Source organism: Aquabacterium humicola (assembly GCF_030167915.1).
Classification (GTDB): domain Bacteria; phylum Pseudomonadota; class Gammaproteobacteria; order Burkholderiales; family Burkholderiaceae_C; genus Pseudaquabacterium; species Pseudaquabacterium humicola.
Window position 1 is genome coordinate 554,925 of record NZ_JARGNB010000003.1, and the last position, 15,583, is coordinate 570,507.

Annotated in this window: 17 protein-coding genes; 9 read left to right on the forward strand and 8 right to left on the reverse strand. The window is 71.0% G+C overall.

The genetic code is table 11. From position 1 onward, the window contains the following. Window positions 1-28: 28 nt before the first annotated feature. On the reverse strand, window positions 29-1,123 hold the full coding sequence (locus P1K89_RS18625; RefSeq protein ID WP_284617985.1) for a tartrate dehydrogenase: 1,095 nt from the start codon (window positions 1,121-1,123) through the stop codon (window positions 29-31). Between the two features lie 135 nt (window positions 1,124-1,258). On the opposite strand from P1K89_RS18625, the gene P1K89_RS18630 reads away from it, so the two are divergent. The 7 genes from P1K89_RS18630 (at window position 1,259) to P1K89_RS18660 (ending at window position 6,051) form a co-directional block, all read left to right on the forward strand. Next, entirely contained in the window at window positions 1,259-2,194 is a 936-nt protein-coding gene (locus P1K89_RS18630) for a LysR family transcriptional regulator (protein ID WP_284617986.1), read from the forward strand. 78 nt (window positions 2,195-2,272) lie between these two features. Continuing rightward, window positions 2,273-2,734: a YybH family protein gene (locus P1K89_RS18635; protein ID WP_284617987.1), complete on the forward strand. Its 462-nt coding sequence runs from the start codon at window positions 2,273-2,275 to the stop codon at window positions 2,732-2,734. Between the two features lie 61 nt (window positions 2,735-2,795). Then, window positions 2,796-3,986, forward strand: a complete 1,191-nt coding sequence (locus tag P1K89_RS18640) for a S41 family peptidase (protein WP_284617988.1) — start codon at window positions 2,796-2,798, stop codon at window positions 3,984-3,986. 1 nt (window position 3,987) lies between these two features. Then, entirely contained in the window at window positions 3,988-4,269 is a 282-nt protein-coding gene (locus P1K89_RS18645) for a hypothetical protein (protein WP_284617989.1), read from the forward strand. A gap of 7 nt (window positions 4,270-4,276) precedes the next feature. Beyond that, window positions 4,277-4,978: a class I SAM-dependent methyltransferase gene (locus tag P1K89_RS18650; protein ID WP_284617990.1), complete on the forward strand. Its 702-nt coding sequence runs from the start codon at window positions 4,277-4,279 to the stop codon at window positions 4,976-4,978. Between the two features lie 100 nt (window positions 4,979-5,078). Beyond that, a complete protein-coding gene (locus tag P1K89_RS18655) occupies window positions 5,079-5,546 on the forward strand; it encodes an NUDIX hydrolase (RefSeq protein WP_284617991.1) in 468 nt (155 codons plus the stop codon). Between the two features lie 115 nt (window positions 5,547-5,661). Next, on the forward strand, window positions 5,662-6,051 hold the full coding sequence (locus tag P1K89_RS18660) for a PaaI family thioesterase (protein ID WP_284617992.1): 390 nt from the start codon (window positions 5,662-5,664) through the stop codon (window positions 6,049-6,051). 25 nt (window positions 6,052-6,076) lie between these two features. Here the strand turns inward: P1K89_RS18660 and P1K89_RS18665 are convergent, their stop codons facing one another. From P1K89_RS18665 to P1K89_RS18690, 6 genes are all read right to left on the reverse strand, one after another. Next, a complete protein-coding gene (locus P1K89_RS18665; RefSeq protein WP_284617993.1) occupies window positions 6,077-6,361 on the reverse strand; it encodes a hypothetical protein in 285 nt (94 codons plus the stop codon). 27 nt (window positions 6,362-6,388) lie between these two features. Next, window positions 6,389-7,471 carry a hypothetical protein gene (locus P1K89_RS18670; RefSeq protein ID WP_284617994.1) on the reverse strand — a complete coding sequence of 361 codons (1,083 nt, stop codon included), beginning with the start codon at window positions 7,469-7,471 and terminating at the stop codon, window positions 6,389-6,391. Window positions 7,472-7,613: 142 nt separating this feature from the next. Next, window positions 7,614-8,417 carry a hypothetical protein gene (locus tag P1K89_RS18675; protein ID WP_284617995.1) on the reverse strand — a complete coding sequence of 268 codons (804 nt, stop codon included), beginning with the start codon at window positions 8,415-8,417 and terminating at the stop codon, window positions 7,614-7,616. Window positions 8,418-8,566: 149 nt separating this feature from the next. Continuing rightward, window positions 8,567-9,382: a LytR/AlgR family response regulator transcription factor gene (locus P1K89_RS18680; RefSeq protein WP_284617996.1), complete on the reverse strand. Its 816-nt coding sequence runs from the start codon at window positions 9,380-9,382 to the stop codon at window positions 8,567-8,569. Then, entirely contained in the window at window positions 9,379-10,443 is a 1,065-nt protein-coding gene (locus P1K89_RS18685; RefSeq protein WP_284617997.1) for a sensor histidine kinase, read from the reverse strand. The genes P1K89_RS18680 and P1K89_RS18685 overlap by 4 nt, the downstream gene beginning before the upstream one ends. Before the next feature lie 156 nt (window positions 10,444-10,599). Then, a complete protein-coding gene (locus P1K89_RS18690) occupies window positions 10,600-12,246 on the reverse strand; it encodes a GGDEF domain-containing protein (RefSeq protein WP_284617998.1) in 1,647 nt (548 codons plus the stop codon). A 196-nt stretch (window positions 12,247-12,442) separates the two neighbouring features. Here P1K89_RS18690 and P1K89_RS18695 point away from each other — a divergent pair, with 196 nt between their 5' ends. Then, complete coding sequence (locus tag P1K89_RS18695; RefSeq protein ID WP_284617999.1) at window positions 12,443-14,125, forward strand: FAD-binding oxidoreductase; 1,683 nt, start codon at window positions 12,443-12,445, stop codon at window positions 14,123-14,125. 10 nt (window positions 14,126-14,135) lie between these two features. Here P1K89_RS18695 and P1K89_RS18700 read toward each other — a convergent pair whose 3' ends face one another. After that, entirely contained in the window at window positions 14,136-14,804 is a 669-nt protein-coding gene (locus P1K89_RS18700; RefSeq protein WP_284618000.1) for a dioxygenase family protein, read from the reverse strand. 108 nt (window positions 14,805-14,912) lie between these two features. Between P1K89_RS18700 and P1K89_RS18705 the strand changes: the two genes are divergently transcribed. Next, window positions 14,913-15,581, forward strand: coding sequence for a glutathione S-transferase family protein (locus P1K89_RS18705; protein WP_284618001.1), 669 nt, complete (start codon window positions 14,913-14,915; stop codon window positions 15,579-15,581). Window positions 15,582-15,583 lie beyond the last annotated feature (2 nt).

Consider the following 15,583-nt stretch of genomic DNA (forward strand, 5'->3'; position numbering starts at 1 on the left):
GTGTCTCCTTTGGGTCCGCGGGTCGCTATCAGCCGATCGACGCGGCCAGCTGGCGGCACACCGCCTGCGTGACCTGCTCGGTCGTCGCGCGGCCGCCGAGGTCGCGGGTGTGCAGCGCGGTCGTCGCGGTGACGGTCTCGATCGCCGCCATCAGCTTCTTCGCCGCGGCGTGTTCGCCCAGGTGCTCCAGCAGCATCACCGCCGACCAGAAGGTGCCCACCGGGTTCGCGAGGCCCTGGCCCATGATGTCGAAGGCGGAGCCGTGGATCGGCTCGAACATCGACGGATAGCGGCGCTCCGGATCGATGTTGCCGGTCGGGGCGATGCCGAGGCTGCCGGCCAGCGCGGCCGCGAGGTCGCTCAGGATGTCGGCATGCAGGTTGGTCGCGACGATGGTGTCCAGGCTCGCCGGGCGGTTGACCATGCGCGCGGTCGCCGCGTCGACCAGTTCCTTGTCCCACGTCACGTCCGGGAAGTCGGCCGACACTTCCTGCGCGATCTGGTCCCACATCACCATCGCATGGCGCTGCGCGTTGCTCTTCGTGATGACGGTCAGCAGCTTGCGCGGCCGCGACTGCGCGAGCCTGAACGCATAACGCAGGATGCGCTCGACGCCCGTGCGGGTCATGATCGACACGTCGGTCGCCGCTTCGATCGGGTGGCCCTGGTGCACGCGGCCGCCGACGCCGGAGTACTCGCCCTCGGAGTTCTCGCGCACGATCACCCAGTTCAGGTCCTCGGGCTTGCAGCGCTTCAGCGGCGCGTCGATGCCGGGCAGGATGCGCGTGGGCCGCACGTTGGCGTACTGGTCGAAGCCCTGGCAGATCTTCAGCCGCAGGCCCCACAGCGTGATGTGGTCCGGGATGTGCGGATCGCCGGCCGAGCCGAACAGGATCGCGTCCTTGCCGCGCAACTGGTCCAGGCCATCGGCGGGCATCATCTCGCCGTGCGCGCGGTACCAGTCGCCGCCCCAGCCGAATTCCTCGAACTCGAAGGCGAAGCTGCCGTCGGCCGCCGCCAGCGCTTGCAGCACACGCTGGCCCGCAGGCACGACCTCCTTGCCGATGCCGTCGCCGGGGATGGCGGCAATGCGGTAGATCTTCTTCGCCGAAGGGGTGTTCATGTGCTGGCCTCGTGGAGTGAGAGTGGCCGCGCAGCCGTCGGGCCGCTGCGGTGGATGGACGATGGCCCACTGTAGGAACGACAGCCGGTGCCGGATCGCGCGTAAAGTGAATGCATCGTCAACCTGAGGTGAACGATGGCCAGCAGTCATTCCGGCGGCAGTCAGCCCGGCATCCAGGCCGCCGAGCTCGGTTTCGTCGTCGCGCTCGCCGGCAGCGGCAGCCTGAGCGCGGCCGCACGCGAGCTGGGCCTGAGCAAGGCGGCGGTGAGCAAGCGGCTGGCGCAGATCGAGCAGCGCAGCGGCGTCGTGCTCGTCAACCGCACGACGCGGCGCATGAGCTTGACGCCCGAAGGCGAGCTGGTGGTCGAGCGCGCGCGCCGCATCCTGGACGACATCGACGAGCTCGCTGCGTTGCTGAAGCAGTCGCACCAGCGGCCGCAGGGGCTGCTGCGGGTCAACGCGACGCTGGGCTTCGGCCGCAGCCATGTCGCGCCGCTGATCTCGCGCTTCGTCAAGCGCCATCCGGACGTGCAGGTGCAGCTGCAGCTGTCGGTGAACCCGCCGCCGCTGACCGACGACGCCTTCGACGTCTGCGTGCGCTTCGGCGCGCCGCCGGACACGCGGGTGATCGCACGCCGCATCGCGCCGAACCGCCGGCTGCTGTGCGCCGCGCCGGCCTACCTGCAGCGCCGCGGCGTGCCGAAGCAGCCCAAGGACCTGGCGCAGCACGACTGCATCGGCATCCGCCAGGGCGACGAGGCCTACGGAACCTGGCGGCTCGCCAGCGGCAAGGGCGCGCGGCGCCGCACGGAAACCGTCAAGGTGCACGGCAGCCTGGCGACCAACGACGGCGAGATCGCGGTCAACTGGGCGCTGGAGGGCCACGGCATCCTGATGCGCGCCGAATGGGACATTGCGCGCTACCTGAAGAGCGGGCGGCTGGTGCAGGTGCTGCCGCAATGGGACACGCCCGAGGCCGATCTCTATGCCGTGTATCCCGAGCGGCTGCGCCTGTCGGCACGCGTGCGGGCCTTCGTCGAGCTGCTGCAGCAGGGGCTGACACCAGGGTGACGCCCGCCAGCGGCGATGCACACTCGGCCCACGCCAGCGGCGAGGCACACTCGACCTAACGCCAGGAGGACCCGACCGATGACCGACCGCCGCCATGCCCTGATCGCCGCCGCGTCGCTGCCCGCGTTCGCCGCCGCCGGCTGCGCAACGCCGCGCGCCACCGCATCGCCCGACGAGCTGCTGGCGCAGGTGCGCGCCGCCGAGACCGCATTCGCCGACACGATGGCGCGGCGCGATCTCGCCGGCTTCGGCAGCTTCCTCGCCGACGACGCGGTGTTCGTCAATGGCGGCAAGCCGCTGCGCGGCAAGGCCGCGATCGTCGTGCACTGGACGCGCTTCTACGCCCCCGGCCCGGCGCCCTTCTCGTGGAAGCCTGAGCTCGCGGAGGTGTCCGGCGAAGGCCGCCTGGGCTATACCGAAGGCCCGGTGATGGACCCGTCGGGCAAGGTCTTCGCGAAGTTCTTCACCACCTGGCAGCTCGGCGGCGACGGGCGCTGGCGGGTGATCTTCGACAACGGGTACACGGTGTGCAAGGCGTGAGCGCGCGCGCGGTAGCGTCTGCTGGCTAGCTGGGCCGCGCGAGGCACAGACAATGCAAGCCATGCGACTCCTCGGCCTCCTTGCCCTCTCCTTGCTGACCGCGAGTACCTGCCTTGCGCAGTCGACGGACGCGCCGCCCCCGGGGGACGAGGCTGCATCTCTGGCAGCCGCCATATCCATTCTCAAGTCAAACTTTTTCCGGCCCCTGACGGACGCGGAATCTGCGTCGCGTTCAATCGAGCAACTGGTGCAGGCCATTGACCCTGATCTTGGCGAGTACATCGGCCCGCAGGACGTTGCCGCCTTTCGCCAGGGATCGCGCACGAGGGCGAAGGCGCTGGGAATTTCACTTCGCCGACAACGTGGCGATGTCCTCGTTCTGCCTCTCCCGGATAGCCCCGCTTCATCCGCAGGGCTGCACTTCGGAGACCGGCTCATCGAAATCGACGGGCAGCGCATCGACAAACTGCCGCTTTGGCGAGTCCACAAGCTCCTGTCGGATCGGTCGGAGGCAGCCGTGGTGATCGTTGTTGGGCGAGCCGGACAGCGGCTTTCGTTCACAGTGCGCTCCGCAGCCACGAACGTGGACGCCGGTGCAGTGACCGTCCAACATCCGGCCCCGGGAGTCCTGTGGCTTCGCGTGCCGGACCTGGCAGAGGCCACTCTGGCGCAGACAGCGGGCTTCATTGCATCCGAGTGGCGAACTGCCCCGCCCAGTGCCCTCATTCTCGACCTCCGCGGCAACTCGGGCGGGCTCTTTCAGTCGGCCGTCGGACACGCCTCGATCTTCCTCGATTCCACCAAGCTGATCGCTACCCTTCGAAGCCACGCCGCTATCGCAAGCAATCTGCGCTTCATGGCGCGCCCGGAGTACTACACGCGCCGAAACGAGGTCGATAGCCTGGCCGACCTGCCACCAGCGATCAAGACAATCCCACTCGCCGTTCTGATCGACGAGGCGACCGCCGCGGGCGCGGAGTTGATCGTCGCAGCGATCAAGGACCACGGTCGCGGCCTCGTCGTGGGTCGCCGAAGCGGCGGATTCGCGAGCATTCAGACGATCTCGCTACTGCCCAACGGCGGAGGGATCAAGTACACGAGTGCTCATTGGGAGCCTCCGTCGGCGGTTGCCGTCGACGGCATAGGCATCAGTCCCGACATCGATGCAGCAGGCACGGATCACGGCGCATTTCTCGCTGCGGCGCTGCTGGCCATCGAGAAGCAGCGAACCGTCAACGGCGGCGGCCGATGAAATGAAGCACGCCAGTCCCGAGGCCCTCGCCGAGCTGAGCGCGCTGCTCGAGCAGCTGCGCGCATTGCCCGGCCTGATCGAGCGCAAGCCCGGCATCTTCTATCGCGGCTCGACGGCGTTCCTGCACTTCCACGAGGACCCGGCCGGCCTGTTCGCCGACGCCAAGGTGAACGGCGCCGGCTTCGCGCGCTGGCCGGTCGACACGGCGGCCCAGCAGCAGTCGCTGCTGCGGGCGGTCCGGCTGTCCATGACGCGCAAGGCGAGCGGAACCCCGCAGAAATGAGGTGCCGATGACGGAGTCGCACAATCCCTGGAGTGCGGCGCTCGACGAGCGCATCGGGCGGCCGGAACAGGCGAAGTGGGCGACGTTCTACGAACGCCGCGACCGGGCCTGCCCGTTCTTCGTCGATGCGCCCGACGAGAACCTGGTGCGCTGGTTGCGGGCCGGGCGCATCGCGCCGGGCCACGCGCTGGACCTGGGTTGCGGCCACGGGCGCAACGCACTGCACCTGGCGCGTGCCGGCTTCCGGGTGCGCGCGGTCGACTACTCGCCGTCGGCGGTGGCCTGGGCACGCGAACGCATTGCCGCCAGCGGCCTCGACGTGCGGCTGGCGCAGCAATCCGTCTTCGACCTCGACCCCGCGGTCGATGGTGACGCGGACTTCGTCTACGACTCGGGCTGCTTCCACCACCTGCCGCCGCATCGGCGGACGTCCTACGTCGACCTGGTCGCGCGACTGCTGAAGCCGGGCGCTCACTTCGGGTTGGTGTGCTTCAGGCCCGAAGGCGGCAGTGGCTTGACCGACGACGAGGTGCTCGAACGCGGCCACGTCGGCGGCGGGCTGGGCTACACCGAACGGCAGCTGCGGGACATCTGGTCGCGGGGTTTCGACGTGCTGGACGTCACGCCGATGGAGGAGCACCCTCCGGGCTCGGACCGCTTCGGCAGAAGCTTCCTGTGGGCGGTGCTGGCGTGCAGGTTGGGTGGATAGCCTTCGATAAGAGCGTCCATGCAGCGGGAGCAGCGAATGAAGCAATCGTCGGTGTTCGTCGCACGGGTGATGGTGCCGGAGTCAGAGGTCTGATCCCGCGATGATCTCCGTTCGCATCGGCTCGCATCGCTTCCAGTACCGCGTCGGGGCAGTGATCATCGACGACGATCAGTTGCTGCTTCACCGGCTGGCCGGCGATGCGTTCTGGGCCGTGCCTGGCGGGCGGGTGAACGCAGGGGAGCAAGCCGGCGAAGCGGTGGTTCGCGAGCTCCGCGAAGAGCTCGGTGTCGCGATCGAATGCGGCCGCCTGTTGTGCACCGGCGAGAACTTCTTCGACCATGGCGGCCAGGCCCATCATGAGGTCGGGCTGTACTTCGAGGCGACGCTGCCGGCCGGATCGCCCATCCTCGACAAGCAGGTGCCGCATCGTGGCCAGGAAGAGGGGCGAATCCTGGAATTCAAGTGGTTTCCGCTGACCGCACTGGCCGGCATCGACCTGCGGCCCGCAGCACTGGGACGCGTGCTGGGCGCACGACCTCTGCCGCCGCACTTCGTTCAGCACGGCTGAGAGGGCCCGGCGATCTCGGCGGAGCGGGGCCTTGGCGCCGCGCGTCGCGCGGTGGACATCGGCCGGCCGATCGTGCGCACACAATCCGCCTCTTCCAGCCATTCCGAGTCCCACCATGCGCCTGCCCTTCGTCGAACATGTCGGCGCCGAGATCGCGGACGTCCGCGACGGCGCGAGCCTGCTGACGCTGGTGATCGCGCCGCTGCACCTGAACTCGAGCGGCGTGGTGCACGGTGGCGTGCTGTTCACGCTGGCCGACACCGGCATGGGGGCGGCGCTGTTCAGCGCGCTGGCGCGGGGCGAACGCTGTGCGACGGTGGAGGCGAAGATCAACTACTTCAGGCCGGTGCGCGGCGGCACGCTGCAGTGCCGCTCGCGCATCGTGAACCGGGGCCGCACGCTGGCCAGCCTGGAGGCGGTCCTCAGCGTCGACGACAACGCGGTGGCGACCGCGCACGCCACCTTCGCGATCATCGCCGCCGACGGGGCGGCACCGGGCGGCTGAGCAAGCGGCTGACGGGGCGGCTGCTTCAGTTCCAGCGCGGCTTCAGCACCACTGCCATCAGCAGCAGCAGGCCGAAGAGCACACCCGGCACCGCCACCGCGGCGAGCAGCCCGTGGGCCAGCGCGTGGTGCCCGGCGGCCTGCAGCGCGTGGCTGCCCCACAGCAGCCCGGCTGCAGCGCCCAGCATGCCCAGCCACAGGACGATGTTGAACGACGACACGCTGCCGTCGGCCAGGCCGATGACGAAGAAGGCGACCAGGATCGCCGCCATCAAGGCGTCGATGCTCCACAGGGTCCAGAACAGCGTCATGGTGGGTCCTTCGAGGCGTCGTGAGGTTCAGTGCCGGCGCAGCCAGTCGTCGACCGCGCGCTGGCCGTTCATCTTCGGCGTCGGCTGCGCGTAGTCGCGCGGGGTGTCGTAGGCATCGCGCACCTGTCGCAGCGCCGGGCGGTAGTCGACGCCATAACTTGCATAACGATCGGCCACGGCCAGGATGCGCAGCACCGGGTACTGGTAGTCGTCGGGCCGCAGCGTGTGCGTGCCGGCCATCTGCTCGCGCAAGGCGCGGGCGTGGGCGACGATGCCTTCGCGCACCACCGGCGCCAGCGCGCGCGCGTCGACCGGCTCGTTGCTTTCGAGGAACGTGAAGGCTTCGTCGGCGAATGCGCCGCGCAGCACGCCGGCCAGTGCGCCGTCCAGGTCGGGATGGCTGCGCAGCTTGGCGATCGCCAGCGCGCGGATCTCCGGCACCTCGTCGCGCGAGCTCTGCGGCAGCAGCGACAGGAAATCTCGCTGCGGATCGGCCTGCTGCACCTGCTGCAGGATGCTGGCGTCGCGGCGGGCATGGAAGTCGAGGTCCGCCTGCGCGCGCACGGCGCGGTGGTCGGCGATCGACAAGGCCAGCTGCGCGAGCAGCCCGGTGGCCAGCAGCAGCGACAGCGCACCCAGGCCCTGCAGCGGCATCTGCCAGCTGCGCGAGGGCAGCGCCTCGCGCAGCGCCGGGTACAGGCCGAACACGGCGCCGGCGACGAGGCCCGGCAGCCAGATCCAGTGCGCCCACGATCGCAGCGGCAGCAGCACCCAGGGCACTTCGCCGGGCGATTCGCTGCGCAGCGTCGCACACATCGTCGCGACCACCGCGGCGCTGGTCACCGCGGCCAGCACCAGCGCCCAGCGCAGCGGGGCCGGCGCGACCTGGTCGGCGATGCCGGCGAAGCCGCCCGACGCCAGCGCGCTGACGTAGGCCACGAGCAGCCCGCCGAGCAGGCCGAGGCCGAGCATCGCCGCGCCCAGCGTCTTGCCGCCGTCGCGGTCGGGCCGGCCGGTGAGCGCGAGCGTGAACAGCGCGCAGGCCGCTGCGACGGCCACCATCAGGCCGAAGGAACCGAGGACGAGGGCGATGGCGCGGGTCATGGACATGATGACCCGCATGGTGTCGGCCACGCGTCGCAGCCGTTCTTCGGCGCGCCAGTGCGCCGGTTTCAGTTGTTCTCCCGGCTGAACCGCGGCCGGCCAGGCGGCCGGGCAGGTGATCGACCGCCGCGGCGGCGCGGCGCGTCGATCAGCGCGCGGCGGTGACCGTGTTGGCGTTGGCGGCGGTGGCGCTCAACGGCTTCGGCAGCGAGTAGAGGCGGCCATCCTCGCCGAGCACGGTGGCGCGCCTGGCGGTCTCCTTCAGCAGTTGGCCGCGCACGGCGCCGGGTGCGCCGCCGAGGTTCACGGCGAAGGCCCGCGGCGGCTCGGTCAGCACCGGCGGCACCGCGAGGTCGAATTCGAGCAGCACCATGTCGATGGTTTCGATCACCGATTCGCGCAGCGCCGCGTGCAGCGCCGCACCGTCGTCGGCCGACCACCCGGCCAGCGAGGCCGCGCCGCCGCTGCCCAGCGGCTGCGAGCGGTAGCGCAGCAGCACGCGCTGCACCGGCCGGCGTTCACCGGCCTCGCGCGTCCACAGCGACACCACCGCGTCGGCTTCCAGCGTGCGCGCGTCGGCCGACAAGCGCGCCTGCGGCTCGATCAGCAGCAGCGCCTGCGCGGGCTTCAGCTCGCCGAACAGGCGCGCGCGCTCGGGCGCATCGAGCGCCTGCGCGGCCGCGGTGATCGCGCCGAGCCGGATCGGGTACTTGGGCAACTCGCGGCGCAGCGCATCGTCGAACGCGCGGCGATGCTCGGCGGCATCGAGCGGCGAGATCGAGCTCGGGGTCGGGGAAGCCTCGGTCGGCGCGACCGCCACGTGCGTGCGCAGCTCGGCGATGGCCGCCCGCTGCACGGGCGCGAGCGCCACGCGCTCCGGCGTCGCGCAACCGGCCAACCCGATGCCCAGCGCCACGGCGATCAGCACGCCGATCGCCCTCAGTGAATCCATGAAACCTCCCTGGCTCGTCGATCCGAAGAATGCGCTGGCGCCGTGTGCCCGGCGGTCCTTTGCGCGACGCGCATTGTGCCGGAGGACGGTGACACGTCCGAGGCGGGCGAGCCGCCTCATCCCCAATCGAAGCGGCGGAGCCGCCGCCGTCACATCTGCTTGAACAGATGCAGGAAGGTCCGGCTCACCGGCAACACCTCGCGGCGGCCCTTCAGATGCACGTCCGCCGTCTCGTTCTCGCCGCGGTTGACGTGGCTGATCGAGCGCAGATTGACGACGACCGAGCGGTGCACCTGCACGAAGTGCGTCGCATCGAGCTGCCCGAGCAGTTCCTTCAGCGGGGTGCGCAGCAGCGCCTCGGCCGGCTTGCCGTCGTCGCCGCGCCAGGCGACCAGCGTGTACTTCTCGTCCGAGCGCAGGAAGTCGATGTCGTCGACGGCGATCAGCCGCAGCGTCGAGCCGACGGTGGCGCGGATCCAGCGCAACGGCGCCGCGGTCGCCGCGGCCGCGCTCGCCGGCGCCGCGCCGCGCTGCAAGGCCGCGGCCAGCTGCTGCAGCAGCGTCTCGCTGGCCAGCGCCGGCTGCGCGTCGGCCAGGCGCTCGCGCAGGCGCTGCACCGTCGTCGCCAGCCGTGCCGGCTCCACCGGCTTCACGAGGTAGTCGAGCACACCATGCTCGAAGGCCTTCAACGCGTACTGGTCGAAGGCGGTGACGAAGACCAGGTGCGCGCGCCGGCCGATCAGCCGTGCCGCCTCGACGCCCGACAGCCCGGGCATGTGCACGTCGAGGAAGCAGATGTCGGGCCGCTTCTGCTCGAACAGCTCCACCGCCTCGCGGCCGTTGCGCGCCTGCGCGACCACCTCGAGCTCGGGCCAGGACTGCGCGAGCATCAGCTCGAGCTCGTCGCGCAGCAGCGGCTCGTCGTCGGCGATCAGCGCGGTCGGGTGGCGCGGCGGGGTGCTCATGCGACGGGCACCGGCTGCGCCGGGAACTCGATCTCGGCCGCGACGCCCTGCGGCACCAGCCCCGTCAGGCTCAGCCGCGCATCGCCGCCGAAGGCCAGCTGCAGGCGTTCGCGCAGGGTGGCGAGGCCCGTGCCGAGCCCGCCGTCGGCCGCGGGCTGCAGGCCGACCCCGGTGTCGGTCACGCGGACGATGCAGCGGCCGTCGCGCAGCGACACGCTGACCTCGATGCGACCGCCCTCCTCGCCCGGGTCGATGCCGTGGCGCACCGCGTTCTCCACCAGCGTCAGCAACGTCATCGGCGGGCAGCGCAGCGTTTCGGCGGCGGCATCGGCATGGATCGCGAACTGCAGGCGGTCGGGCATGCGCATGTGCATCAGCTCGAGGTAGGCGCGCACCAGCTGCAGCTCGTGGCCGAGCGTGCTGGCGGTCTCGTCCAGCCGCGGCACCGCGGCGCGCAGGTAGTTGATCAGCGCGTCCAGCACCGCCGGCGCCTGCGGCGAGCCGGTGCGCACCAGCGCGCGCACGTTGGCCAGCGTATTGAACAGGAAGTGCGGCTGCACCTGCGCCTGCATCAGCTTCAGCCGCGCGTCGAGCGCCTGGCGCTCGAACTGGCTGCGCTCCAGCGCGAAGGCCAGCGCCTGCTCGTGGGCCAGCGCCTCGCGTTGCCGCACCATCGCGCCGAGCGCGATCCATGGGCCGAAGAGGATGCCCTGGAAGAAGATGTGCCGGTAGCCGGTCAGGCGCAGCGGCTCGCGCCAGAACGCCAGCTCGCCGGTCGTCACCCAGTAGGCGATCGCCGCGCCGATCGGCACCGCGACCACCAGGGCGACCAGCTGCAGCACCCAGCGCGCCAGGCGCTTCGGCAGCGTCGCCGGCCATTGCTCGAACACGCCGAACGCCATCAATGCGAGCAGTCCGGTGATCGCCACCCGGATGAACCAGATCCACGTCGGCGTCGTCGCCGAGGTGGCGCTGTTCATCAGGCTGAACGGCACCGACAGCAGCAGCACGAAGCGCACGCGCCGCCAGGCGACGAGGCGCGACCAGTCGCGCAAGGGCATCAACGGGGCGGGGGTCGCAGTGGCCAGCATGCCCGCAGTGTGCCCCCGTCGCCGCCCCCGGCGAACCGGTGGCGGACCGGTCACGGCGCGACGGGGCCGGGCGACGGCGGGGATGGACGCGGCGCGCCTGTTACGAGCGCGCGGGCATGGGAGACGTCAGCGCGACGGCGCCGACGCTGGCCGCACCACCGCCTGGCCGGCCTGCTTCTCGCGGTACATCGCCTCGTCGCTGCGATGCACCACGGCCTCGGCCGTGTCGTCCGCGCGCGCCTCGCTGACGCCGATGCTGACCGACATGCGCAGCCCCGGGGCGATCGATTCCCAGTCGAACGCCGCGACGGCCTGCTGGATGCGTTCGCAGACCTGGTGCGCCTGCTGCGCGCCGGTGCCGTCGAACAGCACGACGAACTCGTCGCCGGCCCAGCGTGCGGGCAGGTCGTTCTCGCGCACCTGCGCGGCCATGATCGCGGCGATGGTCTTCAGCACGCGGTCGCCGACGCGGTGGGTGTAGCGGTCGTTGACCGACTTGAAGCGGTTGACGTCGACCATCGCCACCGACAGCGGCCGGCCGGCGGCGATGCACGCCGGCAGGCGGTCGACCAGCGTCTGCTCGAAATGGCGGCGGTTGGCCAGGCCGGTCAGCGCGTCCTCCAGCGACCAGCGCTCGAACTGCTTCGAGGCGCTCAGCGCCTGCTGCAGGTGGCGTTCGCTCTGGCGCGCGCCGAGCTGCCACGACACCAGCGATTCGCGGCTCGACAGGCCGTCGGCCAGCGCGCGGCGTTCGCGCAGGCGCAGCGCGCGCTGCTCGCGGTGCGCCTCGACATGTTTGTCCTGCAGCTCGTAGACCTGCGCCAGCAGCAGGTGCGCGCGGCAGGCGAGCTGTTCGTGTTCGACGGCCAGCGCCATCGCCTTCATCTCGGCCAGCGCCTGCTCGGTGGCCGGCCAGTCGCGCTGCGACCACGCCAGCTCGGCCGCGCACCAGCGCACGAAGCAGTCGAGCCAGGTCAGCGGGCTGGCGAGCGACTGCGTCGCGGCGTCGATCGTCGCGTGTGCCACCGCGTGCTCTCCGCGCCAGGCCTGCAGCAGCGCGGTCGAGGCCAGCGAGATCGTGCGCGCCATCGCGCGCAGCCCGGGCAGCATGCCGACGCCGGCGCCGGCGCGTTCGAGCGCCAGGCATTCGTCGAGCAGCGTGCCCAGCCGCTCCAGCGGCGGCAGCGCGCCGGTCTGGAAACGTTCGTCGATCAAGCGCGAGGCCTCGACGAAGATCTGGTTCAGTCGCGGCTGGTAGACGCTGACCGGCGGCACGCAGCGGCGCGCGGCCTGCACCGCCATCTCCAGCGACGCGTCGGCGCGCTCGTGATCGCCGCTCCAGGAATACGCGAGGCCGAGGCAGTTGTGCGCGAGCACGGTCTGCGGCTGCGGCGTGCGCGCGTCGCTGAGGCAGACGGCCAGCAGCGCGGCTTCCACCGCCTCGTCGTTGCGGCCGAGCAGCATGCAGACGTGCGTCAGCGTGATCAGCGCGCCGACTTCGCCCTGCACGTCGCCGAGCTGCTCGAAGAGCTGGGCCGAGCGCCGTGCAGCCGCCGCGGCCAGGCGCAGGCGCGAGGCGATGCGTTCGCAGTGCGCCAGGCAGGCCAGCGCGCGGGCTTCGAGCGGCAGGTCGGCCGTCTCGCGGGCGCGGTCGACCGCGCCTTGCGCGAGCGCGCGCGCATCCTGCACGCGGCCGTCGTCGAGCGCGGCCGACGCGGCGCCCAGCGTCGCATCCGGTGGCTGCTGCATCGAGTCCTCGCGACGCTCTCTCATCCGACTCCGTGGGTGATCGCCGGTCCCTCGTGGGGCCGCAAGTCCGGCCGATGATATCGGCCCGGCCACGCCGGCGCCGAGCGAACTGTGCCGCTTTTGCGCCGTTTGACGGCGGATGCCGACGATTGCGCGACCTCGGGGCTTCCCCTAGGCTGCGGCGCTTCAATCAACGAAGTCGACGAGGGAGTCTTCACCGATGCTGCACCAGTTCACGCGCAAGCACCGCCGCGACCGCGCGAAGTTCGAGCACTGGGATCGCCTGGAAGACAGCTGTTTCGAGCGCATTCCGCGCGCACGGCTGAAGGCCGCGCAGGCCGACCTGCAGGGCACGATCGTGATGCCCTGGGACCCGGACTACAACCAGGACCGGCAGCTCTTCAACCCGGCCTTCCAGGCCTATCCGATCTTCATCATCTACTGCGCGGTCGAGAACGACGTGGCCATCGCGCTGCAACTGGCGCAGGAGTTCATCCTGCCCTTCACCGTGCGCTCGGGCGGCCATTGCACCGCGGGTTTCTCGGCCGGCTACGGCGTGCTGATCGACGTCAGCGCGCTGAACGACGTGACGATCGACAGCACCACGCAGATTGCCACCGTCGGCACCGGCTGCCCGTTCAGCAAGCTCGACGGCGTGCTCGCCGCGGCCGGCCTGCACGTGCCGGGCGGCGAGTGTTCGGACGTCTGCATCGGCGGCTACCTGCAGGGCGGCGGCTACGGCTTCACGTCGGTCACCTTCGGCATGAACTGCGACAACGTGGTCGACATGCGCGTGATGCTGGCCGACGGCACCATCGTCACCGCCAGCGACAGCGTCAACAGCGACCTGTGGTGGGCGATGCGCGGCGGCACCGGCGGCAACTTCGGCGTGCTGCTCTCGGTGCGCTACCAGTTGCGGCCATTGGGCGACTGCTTCGGCTGGGCGCTGATCTGGGCGCTGCAGACCGATGCCGACTTCGCCAACGCGACCGGCGCGATGATGGCGCTGCAGTCGCAGTACATGCTGGCCAACCTGCCCGCGGCGCTGAACATCCAGGTCTCGCTGTGCTACCAGCCGGGCGTCGAGGGCGGGCTGTCGACCAGCGGGCCGCAGTACCCGTACCTGATGGTGCGCGGCCTGTACGTCGGCAGCGAGGCCGACGGCCAGGCGGCGATCGCGCCGCTGGTGGCGCTGCCCGGCTGCATCGTGCAGTGGACCAAGATGGACACGTTCTTCGCGCTGAACCACGACCTGTTGAACGTGCCCTACGGCATGCCCTGCCTGCCGCCGGACAGCCCGATGCCCAGCGAGGACAAGGCCTCGCGCTACGTCACGTCGACGGCCGTGCCGCCCGAACAATGGCTGGCGCTGCTGCAGCAGTTCGTGCGCGCGCCGAACTGGGTGACCTACTTCTATATGGAGTTCTACGGCGGCGCGATCAACGCCTACCCCGCGTACCCCGCCCCCGGCAATGCCTTCGTGCACCGCCAGGCCGCGTACAACGCGGTGATGGACGTGTTCTGGTACTCGGAAGCGGAGAAGCCCGCGGCCGAGGCCTTCCTGAAGGAATGGATGGCGCTGATGCAGCCGGCGTGGAACGGCGAGATCTACCAGAACTACCCGCGCCGCGACGAGCCGGACTACGCCGCCGCGTACTGGGGCGACGCGCAGGCCGGGCTCTACGCGGTGAAGTGCAAGTACGACCCGACGCATGCCTTCACCTTCGCGCAGGAGGTGCCGGCCTTGATGCCGCCCGGCGCTGGCATCGGGCCGGTGATCCTCCTGCCGGACTGGCTGCAGGCGGCGCTGGAGCAGCCGATCGTCGCCGATGCGCAGCCGGGGCCGGCGGTCGTCGCGCGGGCCAGCGCGGCGCACGCGGCCGTGGCCGCGGCGCAGCGCTGAACGCACGGGATCAGGTCTGCACGACGAGGCTGCAGCGCGCCTGCAGCCCCTGGGCGCCCGCCGAGTACGGCAGGGTCAGCGCCGCGCGCTCGGCGGCGTTCAGCCGGCGCCACAGCCCGTCGCGCTCGTTGCCCGGTTCGCCGGCGACGTAGAGCTGCGTCGTCAGCAGCTCGCGCGTGCCGAGCTTGACCTTGACGTGGATGTGCGGCGTGCGGCCGACATAGGCCACCGGCCGGATCGTGCGGAAGCGGAAGCGCCCGTCGCGATCGACCTCGGCGCGGCCGAAGCCCTGGAAGTCGAGGTCCGCCTTGCCGCCGTCGCCGGGGTGGTGGTAGTGGCCGGCGTGGTCGCACTGCCAGATCTCGACCGTGCCGCCGGCGAGCGCGCGGCCGTCGACGTCGCTCAGTGTGCCCTCCAGCCACACCGGCAGGCCATGGGCATAACTGCGCTGGCCTTGGCGAAGCAGGTCGTTGTCGGTGTCGTCGGGCAAGGTGGTGGGATAGAACGGGCCCTCGGTCTGCGACGGCGTGGGCCGCAGCTTGCCCTGCGCGATCGCCGGGCGCCAGACGGCCCGCGCGGCCAGCAGCAGCGAGCCGGCGACGAGCAGGCGCCGCAGCGGCTGCGGCGTGGACGAATTCGATTCGGTCGATTCGGTCGATGCGGGCGGGCGAAGCTTCATGGATCGGGGCGCGAACACGGGCTCGCCGCAGCGTACGCCCGTCCGCGCGCCTTGGATAGCGGCCCGCCTATCATCCCCATCGTCGCCGCAGCATCTCCACCACCGCCCATGCCGGCCCCCGAACTGCCTGTCCAGCTGTACGGTCTCGAACGCAGCGTCTACACACGCATCGCGCGGCTGGCGCTGGAGGAAAAGGGCGTGCCCTATGCGCTGCAGGAGGTCGAGATCTTCGGCCCCGCCGGCGTGCCGGCCGAGCACGTCGTGCGCCATCCGTTCGGCCGCATCCCGGTGCTGCGGCACGGCGGCTTCATGCTCTACGAAACCGCGTCGATCACGCGTTATGTCGACGAGGCCTTCGACGGCCCGCCGCTGCAGCCGGCGACGCCGGGCGAACGTGCGCGCATGAACCAGATCGTCGGCCTGCTCGATGCCTACGCCTACCGGCCGCTGGTGTGGGGCGTGTTCGTCGAACGCATCAGCGCCCCGCGCAGCGGGCGCGCGCCCGACGAGGCGCGCATCGCCGATGCGCTGCCGTCCTGCGAACGGGCGCTGGCCGCGCTGACGGCCTTGACCACGCCGGACCAGCCCTTGCTGCTCGGCCCGTCGCCGACGCTGGCCGACCTGCACCTGTTCCCGATGCTGCGCTACTTCGCGCTGACGCCCGACGGCCGGGCGATGCTCGCGCGCTTCACGCGGCTGGACGAGTGGCTGAAGCGAATGGACTTGCGCCCGAGTGTCGAGGGCACGCGCAGCGTCTACGAACGAACGGAGGCCTGACG